Source organism: Dialister hominis, from assembly GCF_007164725.1.
Classification (GTDB): Bacteria; Bacillota; Negativicutes; order Veillonellales; family Dialisteraceae; genus Dialister; species Dialister hominis.
On sequence record NZ_AP019697.1, the window covers coordinates 576,320 to 593,999 of the forward strand.

Genomic DNA, 17,680 nt, shown 5'->3' on the forward strand with positions numbered 1-17,680 from the left:
CCATATGGAAGAAATCAGAGTCAACCGACTGTCGCTTCTTACGTACCGGTACCTTCATACCAACGATACCCCGATGCAGTTCGAGGCGCCCGAGAAATCAGGCGAACCGGTCTTCTCCGATATAATATATGTCAAAGAAGGGGGAGAGCTTCCGGAAGACTTCAACGGGGCATCCAAAGAAACCGTAAAAGCGGCCGCAGACGGCAGACGTTACACCATCACCGTTCCGGCTCATGCTGAAACATCACTCACGATTACGCTCAAGGCAGATGAAGCTCATCCTGACTTTGCAGGCCAGTTCGTATTCTATCTCGGCGAGGAAGCCAAGCTTTCCCTCGTATGGAGAATCGAAGGCGAAGCACCGTCCGATACCTGCCTCATTGCTGCGTATTATGATCTGAAGGAAGGCGCAAACCTCAGCGTTTCCTGTATGGAAAAAGGCCTGACGCATGCGACTATCTATGACCAGAGACATACACACCTTGCCAGAAAGGCAAAGGCCGTATTCCTGGCTGCCGAACTTGGCGGACAGAATGTCATCGTCCACAGCTACGGCAAACTGGAGGGCGACAAGTCCACGATGCAGGAAAAGGCTGTTTATGCAGCAAGAGGCGACCAGCACCTCGACTTCTTCTGCCACATCGACCATATCGGCAAAAAGACGAATGCCGAGATCGATATCAAGGGCGCACTGGCCGATACAGCCAAGAAGATTTTCAGAGGCACATTGAATTTCAAGAAGGGATGCAGCGGATCTGTCGGCGATGAAGGCGACTATGCCATCCAGCTCGATCCCCATACCAAGAATATTTCCCTGCCGCTTCTGCTCTGCACCGAAGACGACGTTGTGGGGAATCACGCATCCAGCGCAGGACAGCTCGATGCCAATACGATTTACTTCCTCATGACACGCGGCTTCTCGCTTGAAGAGGCAAGAAGAATCGTTGTGGAAGCGCTGATCCGTCCGATCATCGACAGCATGGACAGCTCGCTGCATGATGAAGTGATTGAAGAAGTCAGAAGGAAACTGGATTCCAAGGAGATAAAATGAACTTAGACTTAATCAGAAAAGATTTCCCGATACTGGAAACCCAGGTCAACGGTCATCAGATCGTATACTTTGACAACGGTGCGACCACTCAGAGGCCGCTTCCTGTCGTCAATGCTGTTGTGGACTATGTCACTCACCAGAATGGCAATCCGCACAGAGGCGCGCATATTTTCGCCATCTCTGCATCAGAAGCTTACGACACTTCCAAAGAGGTCGTCCGTGACTTCATCCATGCAAGAAGCGAAAAAGAAATCATTTATACCAGAAACACGACAGAATCCCTGAATCTCGTATCCCGCTCCTATGGCGAGACACACCTGAAGAAGGGCGACCATATCCTCATCACGATTGCGGAACATCATTCCAACCTCGTCACCTGGCAGAGAGCTGCCGAGAAGACAGGCGCTGTCCTTGACTATATCTACATTGACAAGGAAACCGGCCATTTCCCGGAAGAAGAACTCAAGAAGATCAATGATCCGAGAGTGAAGATTCTGGCATTTGCCCAGGTATCCAATGTGCTCGGTGTTGAATTCGATCCGAAGCCGCTGATAAAGAGAGCGCATGCGCATGGCGCAGTCGTCGTCCTTGACGGCGCGCAGTCCACACCGCACAAGCAGATCGACGTGCAGGATCTTGACTGTGATTTCTTCGCTTTCTCCGGACACAAGATGTGCTCCATGGGCGGCATCGGCGTTCTCTATGCCAAGGAAGAACTCCTTGATGAAATGGAACCGTTCCTCATGGGCGGAGACATGATTGAAACCGTAGAAGAACAGACGACGACCTTTGCAGAACTTCCGGCCAAGTTTGAAGCAGGCACGCAGTACGTCGAAGGCGCTGTCGGACTCGTCGCAGCCATCAAGTACATTCAGGCAATCGGATATGATGATATCCGCGCACAGGAAAGAAAGCTCGTCACCAGATGTCTGGAAGGCATGAAGAAACTGCCGTTCATCCAGATCATAGGACCGAAGAACCCGGAAGAAAAAGAAGGCCTCATCGCTTTCGAAGTCGAAGGTGTTCATCCGCATGATGTAGCACAGATCATGTCTGCAGAAGGCATCTGCATCCGCACCGGGCATCACTGCGCAGAACCGCTGCATCATTACCTTGGTGTCAATGCATCCTGCCGCGCAAGCTTCTATTTCTACAACACGGAAGAAGAAGTCGACTACTTCCTCGATAAACTGAAGGACGTGCGTAAAGTCATGGGGTATGATGACTGATGGAACTGAAACAGCTGTATACAGATCTGATTCTGGAATACAATAAAGACAAGACAAACAAACGCAAGATCGAAAATCCGACCGTGCATGAACATGGACATAATCCAAGCTGCGGCGATGATATCGATATCGAAGTGAAAATCGAAGACGGCGTGATCAAGGATCTCGCCTATACAGGTACAGGCTGCGCCATCAGCCAGGCTTCCACAGCCATGATGGCAGAACTTCTTCAGGGAAGAACCGTTGAAGAAGGAATCCGCCTCTGCCGCCTTTTCCTCGATATGATCCGCGGCAAGGTGACTGATGATGAAAGCCTCGAAGAACTCGAAGCAGCCATCACACTGAAGGATATTTCTAAAATGCCTGTCAGAGTCAAGTGTGCAACCCTCGGGTGGCATACACTGGAAATGGCGCTCACACGCATTGAAAAACAGCTCTCCGAGCAGAAATAAGCATACTAAAAGCCCGCTCTCCCAAATGGAGGCGGGCTTTTTTCACTGCATTGCGAGCCGTGACTTTGCGGCGGCAAAGGAGCCTGAATCATGCCGCAGGTGCGCTGATTACAGGAAGCTGTGATTATCAGGAAGCATGAACTCACGGATCTTATTGAAAATGCCATTGTAGGCCATGGAAAGAGGGATCAGTGTGAGCATGACAAGCTTAGTCACCAGCATGGCGATCGAAGACGCAATCCCAATACGGATCGGAAGGAACAGACCAGGCGGCACAAAGAACGCAAGCGCGAAACCGGTCATGACAGCCCATAAGACAAGGATTCGTTTTTCGTGACGGAATCCTGCCAGAAACAGAAGAGCAAAAATCAGACCAGTAATTCCGGCCAGCGTAGAGTGGCCGAGGAATAAAAGAACGAGACTCAATACGGCGATAAGAGGCATGGCGAGCGCTCCTTTCCACGGAAAACAGTTGGGTGTTCTTATTTATTCTTCACAGGAAGGAATCGCCTTCCGAGGCGGCATTGTTCCTCTCCGGCCGCGGACCGGAAAGGAAACGGGGCAAGGGAAGCGGAAGGGTGTTCTATAGAATACCTCCTTTCATGGAAGATCTATTTCATCCGCTGCAGATGAATCCATCCGTATCAATCCATCGAGCGGCTGATTATGATTTAAACACATCTTTCTATACTTTAATTATATCATAACAGGCATGAGATTGTGTTCAATAACTCGATTTAAAGTTAAGAATTCAAAGAGAATTTTATTTAAATTTTCATAGAAAATAAATGAACGTCAGTCAATTATTAATGAACCGAAGTCAATTATTAGATAAAAATAATATTTTTTAGATGATGTGAATAAAATGATATAAAAATAAGTTTAATATTTAAAATAAATAAATTTATGATGAGAACTAATAAGAGGCTGCTGAAATGAAGATGCTTTACCTGAGCGAATCATTATATAAAGAAAATCCCCTGCAGGTAAACAGATGCAGGGGTGATCAAATATTATATGGCATTTCCGTCGCTGTCGTAATGGAAGCCCCATTTCATGATTTCATAAAAAATGGGCTGAAGATCGTTTCCTTTTTCCGTGAGAGAGTACTCTACATGGGGCGGGATTTCATTGAATTGTTCCCTTTTGATGAGCCCGTCAGATTCCAGCTCGCGGAGAGCCTTCGTAAGGGATGCATTCGTGATTACTTTGAGCATCCGTTTCAAAAGTCCGAATCTTGCCGTATCGTGGATACAGAGTTCATAAAGGATCTGGGCTTTCCACTTTCCCTGCAGCATCAGGAGGAGCGGCGTGACGGGACAGTGGCCGAGATCGGTCACGATTCCTTTTTTCACATTGACCAGGTATTCTTCGTATGTCATGTATTCCATAGGAATTCTCCTTTACGCGGCAGGCACATGCATTTTCTGTACTTGATTTAAATTTTGGATATAGTATATTTTTTATATAGTGAAATGTCAATTGCAGGGAAAATAAAGGATGGGAAATATGGAGAAACAGTATGAAAAAGCAGCGGATGCGCCATCAAGCATAGAGGTCAGAGGCGCCCGCGTCCATAACCTTAAAAATATCGACGTGGATATTCCCTTGGGAACGATTACGGGCATTGCAGGGGTTTCCGGTTCGGGCAAGTCATCTTTGGCGCTCGGCGTCCTCTATGCGGAAGGATCGGGAAGGTACCTGGAGGCGCTTTCCACTTATACGAGGAGACGCATGACGCAGGCAGCAAGAGCAGATGTGGATGAAGTGCTCTACATTCCGGCTGCTCTTGCGCTTCATCAGAGACCGGCGGTGCCGGGAATTCGCTCTACCTTTGGTACGGGAACGGAGCTTCTGAACGGGCTCCGCCTCATGTATTCAAGGCTGGCCAGCCACGAATGTCCCAACGGGCATTATGTCCTGCCTTCTTTGAATGTGGCAGCAGGGAAGGAACTTACCTGTCCCGTCTGCGGCGTTCATTTCCATGCGCCTTCAGCCGAAGAGCTTTCCTTTAACAGCCAGGGTGCCTGCCGCACATGCGGAGGTACGGGCATGGTGCACATGGTCGACCGCGCGTCTCTCATACCCGATGAAAATCTTTCCATTGACGACGGCGCCGTTGCTCCCTGGAAAACACTGATGTGGTCTCTTATGACAGACGTCTGCCGCGCAATGGGCGTCAGGACAGATATCCCGTTCAAGGACCTCACGGATGAAGAAAAGGAAATCGTCTATGATGGGCCGGCTGTCAAAAAGCATATCTTCTACAGGCCGAAGAACGGTTCCAATGAAGCAGGCGAACTCGACTTCACGTATTACAGCGCCGTCCATACCGTGGAAAATGCGCTGGCCAAAGTCAAGGATGACAAGGGCATGAAGCGCGTCAGCCGTTTCCTGAAAGAGGAAACATGTCCTGACTGCCAAGGGAGCCGGTTTTCAGAGACTGCCAGAAAGCCGCATCTTCGCGGGATTTCAATCGATGAAGCATGCCGCATGACCCTTGGTGAAATCACAGAATGGGTGAAGGGCGTTCCGGAGTCTCTTCCGGAAGAAATGCGTCCGATGGCTGAAAGCATCTGCGGATCATTTCTGAGGACAGCAAAAGGGCTGATGGATCTTGGCCTGTCCTATCTTTCGCTGGACAGGGCAGGAAGCACGCTCTCTACCGGCGAAAGGCAGAGAATGCAGCTGGCAAGAGCGGTCCGGAACAGGACGACCGGCGTCCTTTATGTCCTGGATGAACCGTCGATAGGACTTCATCCTTCGAATATCGAGGGGCTTTGCGGCGTCATGAAAGATCTCGTCAGCGACGGGAACTCCGTCGTCCTTGTCGATCATGACACGCAGATCCTGAAAGAAGCATCCTGGATTGTTGAAATGGGGCCTGATGCGGGAAGTGATGGAGGAAATGTCATTGCAGAGGGGACTGTCGAAGAAATCGGCAAAAATCCAAAGTCGAAAATAGGCCGTTTCCTTTCCGGAAATTATCCGCGCCGCGTATTTCCTGTTATTCCCAAGGAAGAAATCTTCAGCGAAGGATGCATCCGGATGAAAACGGGGCCGATCCATACAGTAAAGCCGCTTGACGCAGAAATCCCTAAGGGAAGGCTCACGGTCGTGACAGGTGTATCCGGCTCTGGAAAGACGACCATGGTGCTTGAAAGTCTTATCCCGGGACTTTTGGCAGCGCTTGCAGGCGAAAAACTCCTCGGCCATGTGCCTTCTATCGATCCTTCCGGCATAAAGAATGTCAAACTTATCGATTCTACGCCGATTGGCATCAATGTACGATCGACGGTTGCGACTTATGCGAATGTCCATGATGAGCTGAGAAAAATCTACGCCAGGAGCGAAGGTGCCAGGGAAAAGGGATTCAAAGCAGGAGATTTCTCTTACAATACGGGAAAACTCAGATGTCCAGTCTGTGACGGGACAGGCGTCATCAGCCTGGATGTACAGTTCCTGCCGGATGTGGAGATTCCCTGCCCGTCCTGCCATGGCTCGCGCTATGGGAAGGACGCAGAAGGCATCCGTCTTGTGAATAAAAAGGGAGAAGCAAGATCCCTTCCTGAACTGATGGACATGGATGTGAATCATGCGCTCGGATTCTGCCAGGACATGAAACTCGTCAAAAGAAGACTCGAGGTTTTGAGGGAACTGGGCCTCGGGTACCTGACACTGGGAGAAGAAACGCCGGGACTTTCCGGTGGGGAAGCGCAGAGGCTCAAGCTGGCAAGCGAAATGGGGCGCGCCCAGGAAGATACGATTTTCATTTTTGATGAACCGACCATCGGCCTCCATCCGCTCGATGTAAGGACACTCCTTTCTGTATTCCGCGCACTTGTCGACCACGGCGCGACGCTCATTGTCATCGAGCATGATCTTGACGTCATACGGAATGCCGATTACATCATCGACATGGGCCCGGGCGGCGGAGAAGAGGGCGGACGCATCATTGCCTGCGGTTCGCCGGAAGAAATTGCAGATTCCCCCAAGAGCATCACAGGGAAATACCTTCGCCCGCTGAAATAAATGCACGAAAAAAGGAGCCGCAGAATGACTGCCCATTCTGCGGCTCGCTTTATATTCATTATTTAAAGTCCTGATTTTGAAAACTGCCTTTCGCGGATGCGCTTTTCTTTCCAGACTTCCATGCTGATGTCCATGGATGCGATTTTCAGTGTCAGCTTCGATAAGCCGTCAGCATTTTCCTCGCTGATGATTTCGGCGGTCACGTCATCATTGACCCAGAAAGGGTGGTGCTTTTCAGACAGACCGGGACTGACGCCAAGGCCCTTTGTCAAAGCGTGGATGAGGTAGTCTCTGGCGGGGCGGTAAATCATCCAGTGCTCGGGAATCGTTGTAAAGGAAATGATCCAGAGCTTTTCGTTATGAAAGGTCAGTTCCATATTCCTGTCGATATCAAGGGAAAGGATATGAAGGGGAAAAGTGCCGTAATAGACAGCTTTTACGATTTCACTGTCTGTCATGCCGTCGTGGATCCATTCTGCTTTTGGCACTGTTTCAATGGAGGAATCCATGCGGTCGATGGATTCTTCGAGACGCAGTTTTCCAAAAGAACGTGATGCGTCAGAAGGCAGGTGCAGCAAACGGGAAACATATTGATGCAGACGGTTCATAAATCACACTCCTTGAAGGAAGGAAAAAGCAGGAACAGATAGAAATTCTATTTTGATTTATATCTAAGTTTATCATTGGGCAGGAAAACCTGCTATCTCACAAAATTTTTATAACTATCGATAAGATAACAGTAAAACAGATAATCCTGCTTGTCATGCAGCGCCTGATGACAGATAATAGTAAGTAATACAGGACACTGGAGGAGAGCAGCTCATGAATAATTACCTTGGCGATATTATTTCCATTTTCATATGCCTTTGGTTTATCAAGACATATCTTCTGCATTACAGGATGACAAAAGAAGAAGCTTTCATTGTCAGGGAGGCGCCGAAGGTCTTCCTCTATCCTTTGACGATCCTTGTCTGCATCATGCTGATTCTCGTACCGCTTTCGGAAAGAGGGCTTGTTCCCGGCGTTGTGCCTGATTCCATCCTGAAATATACCCTCGTTTCCTTCATGCTCTGGATCACGCTGGTCCTTTATACGAAATGGAACTGGGGCGTGCATGTGACCGACAGAAAGGTCAGGAGCAGAAACAACATGCAGATGCTGCTTCTCCTGATTCTTCTCTTCCTTCTGGCAACAATTCTGTAAACGAAAAAGGGGATGTGACAAAATTCATCCCAACAAAAAAGGCTCTGCCCCGGATCATTTGGTCCGGGGCAGAGCCTTTCGTGTTATAATTTTTTACAATGAAAAATAACAACACTAGCAATCATTTTACCGCAGAACAAGGCATTTTGCCAATGTTTCCCTCTGAGATTCTCAATGTCGATGATCCTGTTTTAATGTATGACAGATTTATGGAGGAAATCGATCTTAAAAAGTACCTTCGTTACATACCGACGCGTGGCGCTGGCAGACCCAGGTATAATCCCGTCAACATGCTGAAAACGATCATCTATGGTTTCGCAGAAGAAGGATATTGCTCTTTTAGAAAACTTGAAGATAATTGCAGGGTTAATATCAGATATATGTACCTGATGAATTATGAAGCCCCATCCTATCGGACATTCTGTCATTTCGTGAAGGGCTTTCTTAAGTATTCTCTCAAGGATATCTTTTATTCAATTACGAAAGAACTCTGCGGCAAACTCAACGTGGATTTGCAGCATATATATATTGACGGTTCCAAGTTTGAAGCGAACGCAAATAAATACAGCTGGGTATGGAAGAAATCCGCTGAAAAATCCCGCTACAAGCATTTTGCCAAGATTACCAGCCTTTTTGAGTTACTCAATGATGATCTTAAGTATGACCATATGAGTGTAAACATCAATACAGAATACGCTCCGGACTATCTGCGTCTGGTATTGGATAAATTAAAAGAAATCTGGCAGATTGATGAGACGGCCTTTGTTCATGGAAGCGGGCATCGCAAGTCCGATCATCAACGCAAGTATGAGCAGCTTAAGGCATATACATCAAAACTTGAAGAATATGTTGAGAAGATACAGATATGCGGTACTTCCAGAAACAGTTATTCGAAGACCGATACGGATGCAACATTCATGCGAATCAAGTCGGACTACATGGGAAATGATCAGCTTCTGCCTGCATACAATGTCCAAATAGGTGTTGCCGATGAATTTATTGCCGTAATTGATGTTAACCAGTATCGTTCAGATATGGATTGCTTCGTACCGCTGATGGAGGAATTCCACGAAGTCTATGGGGCTTATCCTAAGTATCCTGTGGCAGATGCAGGATATGGATCTTTCAACAATTACATCTATTGCGAGCAGCACGGTATGGAAAAGTATATGAAATTCCCCATGTACAAGAAAGAAACGAAAGACAAGAAATACCATACCAATCCGTTTCGGCCAATAAACTTTAGAGTTGATGAGAATGGAACCATCCGTTGTCCAAATGACAGGGCTTTCAAATTTATCTATAGACATCTGGTCAGAGGGAACTTATACGGCAGGCAGGAGGAAGTATTTGAATGCGAAGACTGCCAAGGATGCCCGCTGGCAGAGCAATGTAAAAAGACCCCGAAGAACAAAAGAATCTCATTGAGCAGAGAACGGAATAACATGTACCAGGAGGTTCAGGATAATCTGGAAAGCATCCATGGAGCCCTGCTAAGAATGAACCGGTCAATCCAGGCTGAAGGAACTTTTGGAATCATGAAACATGACAGATGGTACAAAAGAATCGTCAGAAAAGGGATAGATTCTGTAAAAGCCGAGTTATACCTGGTAGCACTTGGCTATAATTTAAGGAAATACATCACAAAAATAATGCGTATAAGGATTGCCGCCTAAGACAATATAATTAAAAGTCTTATGGGGGTAAGGGGGCTTACGCGCATTTTTACGTAAAAGGCTTACAGCAGAGCTAAAAATGATGAAATAAAGACGCAAAAAAGAGGCTGCAACAAAATGATTAACCATTTTGTCACAGCCCCTTTATTGTGAATTTATTCAAAGAATTTCAGGTTATCGTACGTTGGGGAAACGATCCAGTTTCCTTTTGTATCGATAAGGCCCCACTTGCCATCGACTTTGACGCCGGCCCTGTCATTCATGAAGGACGTCATCTGGCTGATCTTCTTTGGGAAAACGATGACGTCGCTGCCATCATAGCTGATGACCTTCCATGCATCATCCTTCACAGGAATCAGGCCGCAGGAAGCAGTGCCCGTTTCGCGGTAGAGGGGAGCGGAAATGACTTTCCCATCCTTATCAAGGATGCCGTATTTCCCGTCCTGCTTATAGGAAAGGATCGAGCTTCCCAGGTACTTGATCTCATCGTAAGAGAAGGGAACGAGTTCTTTGCCGTCGTCCATGGAAAGGACGCCCCAGTCTCCCTTGTCATTCCTGCAGATGAGGATGCCTGCTTCATCGACGGGGATGACTGCTTTGTAAGCGATGTGGGCAATGAATGTGCCGCTCCTGTTTTCCCAGCCGTAGCGGTCATTATTGAAAACAAGGATGCCGCGGCTCGATGCCGGGAAGACGCGAGCATTCGACGTGCTTGCAATGACCTTGCCGGTATTATCGATGTAACCGCGTTTGACAAGGACGGTTGGAACCGTTCCGTATTCATAGCCCCACGGATCCCAGAGCGGGAAACCGATGCCAAAACCCCATCCGCTGTGATAGCGGTGGTGATGGTGGGGACGCAGCCAGTGGCCCCAGCCCCAGCCGATTCCGATCGAGACAGGATAGCGGCGTACGACGCCTTCTTCCCTGACCTCGCCCTTCCTGACTTCTGCCAGACCATCTTCGAAGGGGAAGAGCATGTCATAATCAGCCATGAAAGCAATCGTCCCGTCCGGCTTGATATAAGCGCCGCTGTCGATTGTCTTGACACCTGCCAGGCCTTCAGAAAATTCTGTCATGACGCGCTTGAACTGCGGCTTTACAGCAACCGTTCCCTCGTCATTGATAAAGCCCCAGAGGCCTTCCTTATTCTTGACGGCTGTCAGGTGTTCGGAAAAAACAGGTACAGCTTCTTCATAAGAGAAGGGTACGACAGGTGTATTTTCCTTATTGATGAAACCCCAGAGATTTTCCTTATTCTTGACTGCCAGAAGACCGCTGCTGAAGGATGGCCCTGAATCCTTATAAGAAGGCTCGATGACAACGGCGCCGGTCTGATTGATGACGCCCCATTTCCCGTCCATCTTTACAGGCGCAAGCCCCTCAGCAAACCAGCGCGCTTCCTGGTAGAGAGGCGCAATTTCCTTTCCGTCATAGAAAAGGTAGCCGTACTTGCCATCCAGCTTGACAATGGCAGAGCCGCCCTGGAAATCAGAGACCTGATCATACATGTGATCGGAGATGACAGTGCCGTCTTCCCGATAGAAGCGTATCTTGCTGTCGGGAAGCTTGACCGCAAGCGCATTGTCCTTCCAGACAGAACGGCTTTCATAGGAAACAGGGACGATGACTTTGCCTTCCCTGTTGTAGAAGCCGCGAAGCTTGCCCTTTGATACCTCGATCAGGTTGTCACGGCCCGCCTGGCTCGCAAGGTCAGCTTCCTGGTCTTCAGAATCAGAAAGGGAAACTGCTTCCTTGTCATAAGAAAGGGGAATGACGACCTTGCCCGACGCGTCAAGCGCGCCCCACTTGCCATCCTTTTCAACGCCCGCTGCAAAGGGGACAGGGGAAAGAGCTTCAGAAGGCTGAGGGGTTTCAGCTGCATAGACATTTGCCGAAAGCGTAAGAGCGGCCGCCGCAAGAATGGCTGCCAGTTGATGATGGAACATAGAATCACCTCACAGAATAAATCTGGGAAAGCTTTCTTTTCCAGTGTTAGTTTCATTTGCCTTTATTTTAGCATATTTCGATATAAGCTTTAAAAAGAAAATATAATTGGTGTATTATAAGCAAAAGATTAATTTAATATTACAGAATAATTGACATCATTCTAATAACGGGGCATAACTTGATAAGTATAGCATGAATTCCAATGTTCGTTCTGATCATAAAAAGAAGCTGTTCTTTGAGAGGTATTATGAAAAAGTTTTTCCTGATTTTCTTCTGCTGCTTTCTTTCGATGGCCATGCTTACCGGCTGCATGGTTGAGAAAAGTTCGACTGGGCGCGTGTTGACTGATGATGCGGGAAGGGAAGTAAGGATCCCTGAAAAGCCGTCGCATATCATTTCCCTGACGTATGGCACTGATGAAGTCCTTCTTGGGCTTGTAAGTACGAAGCGGATCAGTGCGCTTTCTAAATATGCAGGGGATGAAGGAATCACTTTTGTGACGAAGAAGGAAAAGGAAGCGGTGGGGCGCACGATGGATCTCAATCCGGAAGCCGTCATGGCGCTTAAGCCGGATCTGGTCCTCGTTTCTAAGGGAACGCCTGCCAATTTCGTCCAGACACTTTCTGCATCCGGCGTGCCTGTGTTTGTCTCAATCATTCCAAAGAACTGGGATGATATGGAGGTAAGGATTAAGGGGATTGCAAAGGCGGTCGATGAAGAGGACAAGGGAAATCAGATGATAGAGGATATGAGGGAAAAGCGGGATGCTTTGGAAAAGAAGCTTTCCGCAATTTCGCCAGACCAGGAAAGGAAAGCGCTCGGACTTTCCTTCAGGGGCATCCTTGGAAAGAAGGGGACTTTGTTTGCGGAAGTCCTTGAAATGGCACATGTGAAGGATGGCGCCGCCATCTATGATATCCGCGAGATTCCAAGGGGAAGCAGCACCTTTATTTCCATGGAAGTGCTGCCGGCCATCGATCCGGATGTGATTCTTCTGCCGGTCTGGCAGTCCGGCATGCACATGAGTGAAAGCGAGTTTGCTCATGAGATCCTGTCGAATCCTGCTTTCCAGGATGTGAAGGCAGTGAAGAACCATAGGATGGTGCCATTCCCTGAGAGGTACAAGTTTGTCATGTCGCAGCACATCACCGATTCCGTGGAGGCAAGCGCAAAGGCCGTTTATCCTGAACTCTTTGATGATCCGGATAGTATGACGGTCAATGGGAATTGAATACTTGCATAACTGCTTTACATTTAGCCCTGCATTTGTTATTATGTTTCCATAACTACGGCGATGAAGAAAAGGAGTACGCACAGTCAGCGATCCGGTGACAGTGAGAGACCGGTATGGTGCGGAAGGCGTTTCGGAGCTGCTGCCTGAACAGAGTAGGGCTGCTATCAATTAAGGCGGGCCAATGGCCAATGAGGGTGGAACCGCGGGTTAATGATCCCTGTAACTCGTCCCTGTAACTATATTGTTACAGGGATTTTTTATTGTTTTTCAGATTGTTTTCAGGAGGAAATATGACATTTCAGCAGATTATTCTGGCACTCCAGCGTTTCTGGTCAAAACAGGGATGCGTACTGGGAGAGCCATATGACGTGGAAAAGGGCGCAGGCACGATGAACCCTGCGACATTCCTTCGCACCATCGGACCGGAACCATGGAACGTAGCATACGTTGAACCGTCCCGCCGCCCGGATGACGGAAGATACGGCGACAACCCGAACCGTCTGTACCAGCATCATCAGTTCCAGGTGATTATGAAACCGTCCCCGAACAATATCCAGGAGACCTATCTCGAATCCTTGAAGGAACTCGGCATCGATCCGGAAGAACATGATATCCGCTTCGTAGAAGACAACTGGGAATCCCCGACGCTCGGCGCATGGGGCATCGGCTGGGAAGTATGGCTCGACGGCATGGAAATCACCCAGTTCACCTATTTCCAGCAGGTCGGCGGCATTGATGAACATCCGGTAGCCGTTGAAATCACATACGGTCTCGAACGTATTGCCATGTACATTCAGGAAAAGGACAATGTCTATGATCTGGAATGGACTGACGGCGTTACCTACGGCGACGTATGGCATGAAAACGAATATGAACAGTCCGTTTACAGCTATGAGCTTTCTGACCATGATATGCTCTTCAAGCTGTTTGACATGTATGAAAAAGAAGCAACCCGCGTAGTCAAGAAGGGCTTCGTCCTTCCAGCTTACGATTATGTACTGAAATGTTCCCATGCATTCAACCTTCTGGATGCTGCCGGCGCTATTTCCCTTTCTGAAAGAACGGAATATATCGCACGCGTCAGAAACATGGCAAGAATGTGCGCCAAGGAATGGCTGAAGAAGCGCAAGGAACTGGGATTCCCCATGCTGAAGGGAGGCGAGGGAAATGAGTAAGAATCTGCTTTTGGAAATCGGCACGGAAGAAATGCCGGCTAATATTATGTCCGGAGTCGTTGATCAGCTCCGCGTTCTGGCGGAAAATGCCTTCGGAGAAAATCGCATTTCCCTTAAGGAAATCACCGTTTACGCAACACCGAGAAGACTCGCAGTCCTCGTCAAGGAAGCTGCTGACCGCCAGCCTGATGAAGAAGTCAAGAAGCGCGGCCCGTCCATTAAGGCTGCTTTTGATGAAGACGGCAATCCGACCAGAGCGGCACAGGGCTTTGCAAGAGGACAGCATATCGATCCTTCCGAGCTTATCAGGGAAGGCGAATATACATGGGCTCATGTCGTCAATGAAGGCAAAAAGATCGAAGACATCCTTCCTTCTCTTTTCACGTCCCTCATTACAGGACTGAACTTCACAAGAAGCATGCGCTGGGCTGATGAGGAAGCCCGTTTCATCCGTCCGATCCGCTGGATCGTCGCTCTCTGCGGCAGCGAAGTCGTTCCGATGGAATTTGCTCATGTCAAGAGCGGCAGAATCAGCCGCGGACATCGTTTTCTCTGCAAGGAAGATGTCACGATTGAAAGCCCGGAAAACTACAAGGAAACCATGCGCAAGGCATTTGTCATTGTCGATCAGGATGAACGCCGCGACATGATCCGCAAGGGCCTTCTTGCCAAGGCGGAAGAACTGGGCGGCAATGTCTGGCACAATGCAGACCTTCTTGAAGAAATCAACTACCTCGTTGAATATCCGACACCTCTCTATGGCCGCATCGATGAAGAATTCCTGAAGCTTCCGGTACCGGCTGTCGTTACCCCGATGAGAGATCATCAGAGATACTATCCTGTCAGAAATGAAGACGGCTCCCTGATGCCGTACTTCCTTACCGTCAGAAACGGCGGCACAAAGGCAATCCATAACGTACAGATCGGCAATGAACGCGTTCTCCGCGCCCGCCTTGACGACGCTAAGTTTTTCTTTGAAAACGACAGGAAGAAGAGCCTGGAAGGCCACCGGGAAGACCTGACCCGCATCAACTATCAGGAAGGCATGGGCACCATGCTTGACAAGGCTGACCGCCTCCAGAAGCTGTCTGATTTCATCTGCGACGGATGGAACCTTTCCGCTGATGAAAAGGCTGATGCAGAAAGAGCAGCTTACCTTTCCAAATCCGACCTTGCTACCGGCATGGTTACCGAATTCACTGAACTGCAGGGCGAAATGGGCAAGGAATATGCTCTCCTCGACGGTGAAAAGAAGAACGTTGCACAGGCCATTTTCGAACAGTACATGCCAAGATTTGCCGGCGATATCCTCCCGCAGGAATCCATCGGCCGTGTTCTTTCCATGGCTGACAAGCTCGACAACCTCGCTGCTACATTCCTCCGCGGCCTCATTCCGACAGGCTCCCAGGATCCGTTTGCTTTGAGAAGACAGACCATCGGCGCTGTCAACATCCTGACTGACGGCGGCATCCACTGGGATATCAGGGAAGGCATCAGAAAAGCGCTCGAACTCCTCCCGGGTGAAAAGGAAGCCAAGGAAACAGCTCTGGGCCAGATCGAAGAATTCTTCCGCCAGAGAATCAAAGCCATCATGCTCGATGAAGGCATTGCTTACGATATCATTGACGCAGTCCTCGCAGGCCCGGTCGACGACATCGAAGCTCTCTTCCTGAAAGCAAGAGCCATGGCAGAAAGCCAGCTGAAGGATGAAACCGATCTCCGTCAGGCTGTCACAAGACTGGCAAACATCACCAAGGACAAGGAAGGCGGAGCAGTCGATCCGTCCCTCTTTGAAGTAGAATATGAAAAGAACCTGCAGGCAGCACTTGATGAAGTGAAAGCTGAAGTTCTTCCGCTCTACAAGGAATACCAGTACGGAAAAGCTCTTGCTTCCCTGAAGAAGCTGACAGCTCCGATCAATGATTACCTGGACAACGTCATGGTTATGGTCGATGATGAAAAGGTCAAGGCCAACCGTGTTTCCCAGCTGATCTCTGCACTGGATCTCTTCCGCGCATGGGGCGATTTCAGCAAGCTCGTCTGATAGGACATAAAGCATCAATAATAAAAAGGAGTCTCTTCTAGCCGGAGAGGCTCTTTTTTCATGCCGGGAAGGGGATAAATCAAAAGGATCTCTCTTTATGTTTACAAAATTCGATCTAAATGATAATGAATGGTCACAAAAACGCAACACATTATGAAATTTCTATATCGAAATACGTTTGACTATTTCGAAAATTTATGATACAATATATTCAGAGTTAGTTGTTAACTAAATATCTTTAGATAAGTTTACATATGAGAGGAGAGTTTATTATGGCTTTTGAATTACCCGCTTTACCTTATGCTTATGACGCTCTTGAACCTGTGATCGATGCAGACACCATGCGTTTCCATCATGATAAACATCATGCAACCTACGTAGCAAACCTGAACAAGGCACTGGAAGCTCATCCGGAACTGTTTGAAAGATCAGTTGAATTCCTGATCGCTCATCTGAATCATCTGCCGGAAGACATCAAAGGCGCTGTCCGCAACAATGGCGGCGGAACATACAACCACACCCTATTCTGGGAAATGATGGCTCCGGAAGGACAGACTGCATTTGCAGGCCCTGTTGCTGACAAGATCAAGGAAACCTTCGGTTCCTATGAAGAATTCAAGAAACAGTTTGCTGCTGCTGCCGCAGGCCGTTTCGGAAGCGGCTGGGCATGGCTCGTCGCTGACGGCGACAAGCTTGAAATTCTTTCCACTGCCAACCAGGATAACCCGCTGACAGAAGGGAAGAGACCGCTGCTCTGCCTGGACGTCTGGGAACATGCTTACTACCTGAAGTATCAGAACCGCCGCGTTGATTACATCAATGAATGGTTCCGCATCATCAACTGGGACTTTGTCAATGAACAGTACAAGAAGTCTCAGGAAGCAAGACACTGCGGCAAATAATCACGAAAATTAAGGATACCCTTAATGATAATCACCTCACAAAGACCCGCCCTTCTGGGCGGGTTTTTAAATGTGAGAAGAGCAGTAAATTAATTGTCAACTGTTAATGAAATCTAGTTGACATAAATCAACCAAGTGACTATAATAATTCAAGTAAATCACTACACGGAGGGGTTCTTATGGGAAATAATCATTCTGTACGCATGCAGGTCATGTGTGCTCTCTTTACAGCAGTCTGCGCCGTATTCTCGCAGCTGACAATACCGATCCAGCCGGTGCCGATCACTCTGGGCTCCTTTGCAGCCCTCATGGCAGGCGGATTCCTTGGCAAGCGCTACGGTTTCCTGAGTCTTGTCATCTACCTGCTTCTTGGCATGGCAGGTGTTCCTGTATTCTCCATGATGCGCGCAGGCGTTTCCGTCATTGCGGGACCATCCGGCGGATTCATCGTCGGCTTTGCAGTCATGGCATTCATCGTCGGCCTTGTCGGTGAAAAGCTCGGCTTCACATTCAAGAACATGCTCCTTGGCACAGTACTTGGTACGGCAGCCTGCTATACGATGGGACTGGCATGGTTCATGTTCCTGACCGGAAACGGACTCTGGGCTTCCATGCTTCTCTGCATGTTCCCGTTCCTGCCGGGGGATATCACAAAGATCGTTTTGGCCTCTTACCTGATCAGCAGATACCGCAAGAGACTGATCGGAACCAACTGATTCATAAGACCGTTCC

Annotated in this window: 15 protein-coding genes; 11 read left to right on the top strand and 4 right to left on the bottom strand. The window is 48.5% G+C overall.

Annotated elements, in window-relative coordinates:
* Window positions 1-4: 4 nt before the first annotated feature.
* Genes Dia5BBH33_RS02660 through sufU form a run of 3 tightly spaced genes read left to right on the top strand, consistent with a single transcriptional unit; the run spans window position 5 to window position 2,732 of the window.
* Window positions 5-1,051 carry a SufB/SufD family protein gene (locus Dia5BBH33_RS02660; protein WP_108849942.1) on the top strand — a complete coding sequence of 349 codons (1,047 nt, stop codon included), beginning with the start codon at window positions 5-7 and terminating at the stop codon, window positions 1,049-1,051.
* Window positions 1,048-2,280, top strand: coding sequence for an aminotransferase class V-fold PLP-dependent enzyme (locus Dia5BBH33_RS02665; RefSeq protein ID WP_108849941.1), 1,233 nt, complete (start codon window positions 1,048-1,050; stop codon window positions 2,278-2,280). The genes Dia5BBH33_RS02660 and Dia5BBH33_RS02665 overlap by 4 nt, the downstream gene beginning before the upstream one ends.
* Entirely contained in the window at window positions 2,280-2,732 is a 453-nt protein-coding gene (gene sufU, locus Dia5BBH33_RS02670; protein WP_022382834.1) for a Fe-S cluster assembly sulfur transfer protein SufU, read from the top strand. The genes Dia5BBH33_RS02665 and sufU overlap by 1 nt, the downstream gene beginning before the upstream one ends.
* 108 nt (window positions 2,733-2,840) lie before the next feature.
* On the opposite strand, the gene Dia5BBH33_RS02675 is transcribed toward sufU, so the two are convergent.
* Together Dia5BBH33_RS02675 and Dia5BBH33_RS02680 are read right to left on the bottom strand one after the other, a co-directional pair.
* On the bottom strand, window positions 2,841-3,176 hold the full coding sequence (locus Dia5BBH33_RS02675) for a hypothetical protein (protein ID WP_108849940.1): 336 nt from the start codon (window positions 3,174-3,176) through the stop codon (window positions 2,841-2,843).
* Between the two features lie 569 nt (window positions 3,177-3,745).
* Entirely contained in the window at window positions 3,746-4,123 is a 378-nt protein-coding gene (locus Dia5BBH33_RS02680) for a winged helix-turn-helix transcriptional regulator (RefSeq protein WP_197710288.1), read from the bottom strand.
* A gap of 118 nt (window positions 4,124-4,241) precedes the next feature.
* Between Dia5BBH33_RS02680 and Dia5BBH33_RS02685 the strand changes: the two genes are divergently transcribed.
* On the top strand, window positions 4,242-6,764 hold the full coding sequence (locus Dia5BBH33_RS02685; protein ID WP_143332323.1) for an excinuclease ABC subunit UvrA: 2,523 nt from the start codon (window positions 4,242-4,244) through the stop codon (window positions 6,762-6,764).
* Window positions 6,765-6,826: 62 nt separating this feature from the next.
* On the opposite strand, the gene Dia5BBH33_RS02690 is transcribed toward Dia5BBH33_RS02685, so the two are convergent.
* The gene (locus tag Dia5BBH33_RS02690; RefSeq protein WP_143332324.1) at window positions 6,827-7,372 is read right to left on the bottom strand and encodes a hypothetical protein; all 546 of its coding nucleotides are present in this window, start codon (window positions 7,370-7,372) and stop codon (window positions 6,827-6,829) included.
* Between the two features lie 214 nt (window positions 7,373-7,586).
* Here Dia5BBH33_RS02690 and Dia5BBH33_RS02695 point away from each other — a divergent pair, with 214 nt between their 5' ends.
* Both Dia5BBH33_RS02695 and Dia5BBH33_RS02700 read left to right on the top strand, forming a co-directional pair.
* Window positions 7,587-7,967 (top strand): hypothetical protein, encoded by a 381-nt coding sequence (locus Dia5BBH33_RS02695; protein ID WP_022382839.1) that lies wholly within the window; start codon window positions 7,587-7,589, stop codon window positions 7,965-7,967.
* 98 nt (window positions 7,968-8,065) lie between these two features.
* Window positions 8,066-9,643 (top strand): IS1182 family transposase, encoded by a 1,578-nt coding sequence (locus tag Dia5BBH33_RS02700; protein WP_143332110.1) that lies wholly within the window; start codon window positions 8,066-8,068, stop codon window positions 9,641-9,643.
* 155 nt (window positions 9,644-9,798) lie between these two features.
* Here Dia5BBH33_RS02700 and Dia5BBH33_RS02705 read toward each other — a convergent pair whose 3' ends face one another.
* Entirely contained in the window at window positions 9,799-11,592 is a 1,794-nt protein-coding gene (locus tag Dia5BBH33_RS02705; RefSeq protein WP_108849937.1) for a WG repeat-containing protein, read from the bottom strand.
* Window positions 11,593-11,840: 248 nt separating this feature from the next.
* On the opposite strand from Dia5BBH33_RS02705, the gene Dia5BBH33_RS02710 reads away from it, so the two are divergent.
* The 5 genes from Dia5BBH33_RS02710 to Dia5BBH33_RS02730 all read left to right on the top strand — a co-directional run bounded on the left by Dia5BBH33_RS02710 (window position 11,841) and on the right by Dia5BBH33_RS02730 (window position 17,664).
* Window positions 11,841-12,824 (top strand): ABC transporter substrate-binding protein, encoded by a 984-nt coding sequence (locus tag Dia5BBH33_RS02710; protein ID WP_108849936.1) that lies wholly within the window; start codon window positions 11,841-11,843, stop codon window positions 12,822-12,824.
* A 293-nt stretch (window positions 12,825-13,117) separates the two neighbouring features.
* A complete protein-coding gene (gene glyQ / locus Dia5BBH33_RS02715; protein WP_108849935.1) occupies window positions 13,118-14,002 on the top strand; it encodes a glycine--tRNA ligase subunit alpha in 885 nt (294 codons plus the stop codon).
* A complete protein-coding gene (glyS, locus tag Dia5BBH33_RS02720; protein WP_108849934.1) occupies window positions 13,995-16,046 on the top strand; it encodes a glycine--tRNA ligase subunit beta in 2,052 nt (683 codons plus the stop codon). Before glyQ ends, glyS begins: the two co-directional genes overlap by 8 nt.
* A 272-nt stretch (window positions 16,047-16,318) precedes the next feature.
* Window positions 16,319-16,948: a superoxide dismutase gene (locus tag Dia5BBH33_RS02725; RefSeq protein WP_022382844.1), complete on the top strand. Its 630-nt coding sequence runs from the start codon at window positions 16,319-16,321 to the stop codon at window positions 16,946-16,948.
* 179 nt (window positions 16,949-17,127) lie between these two features.
* Window positions 17,128-17,664 carry a biotin transporter BioY gene (locus Dia5BBH33_RS02730; RefSeq protein WP_022382845.1) on the top strand — a complete coding sequence of 179 codons (537 nt, stop codon included), beginning with the start codon at window positions 17,128-17,130 and terminating at the stop codon, window positions 17,662-17,664.
* The last annotated feature ends 16 nt before the right edge of the window (window positions 17,665-17,680 follow it).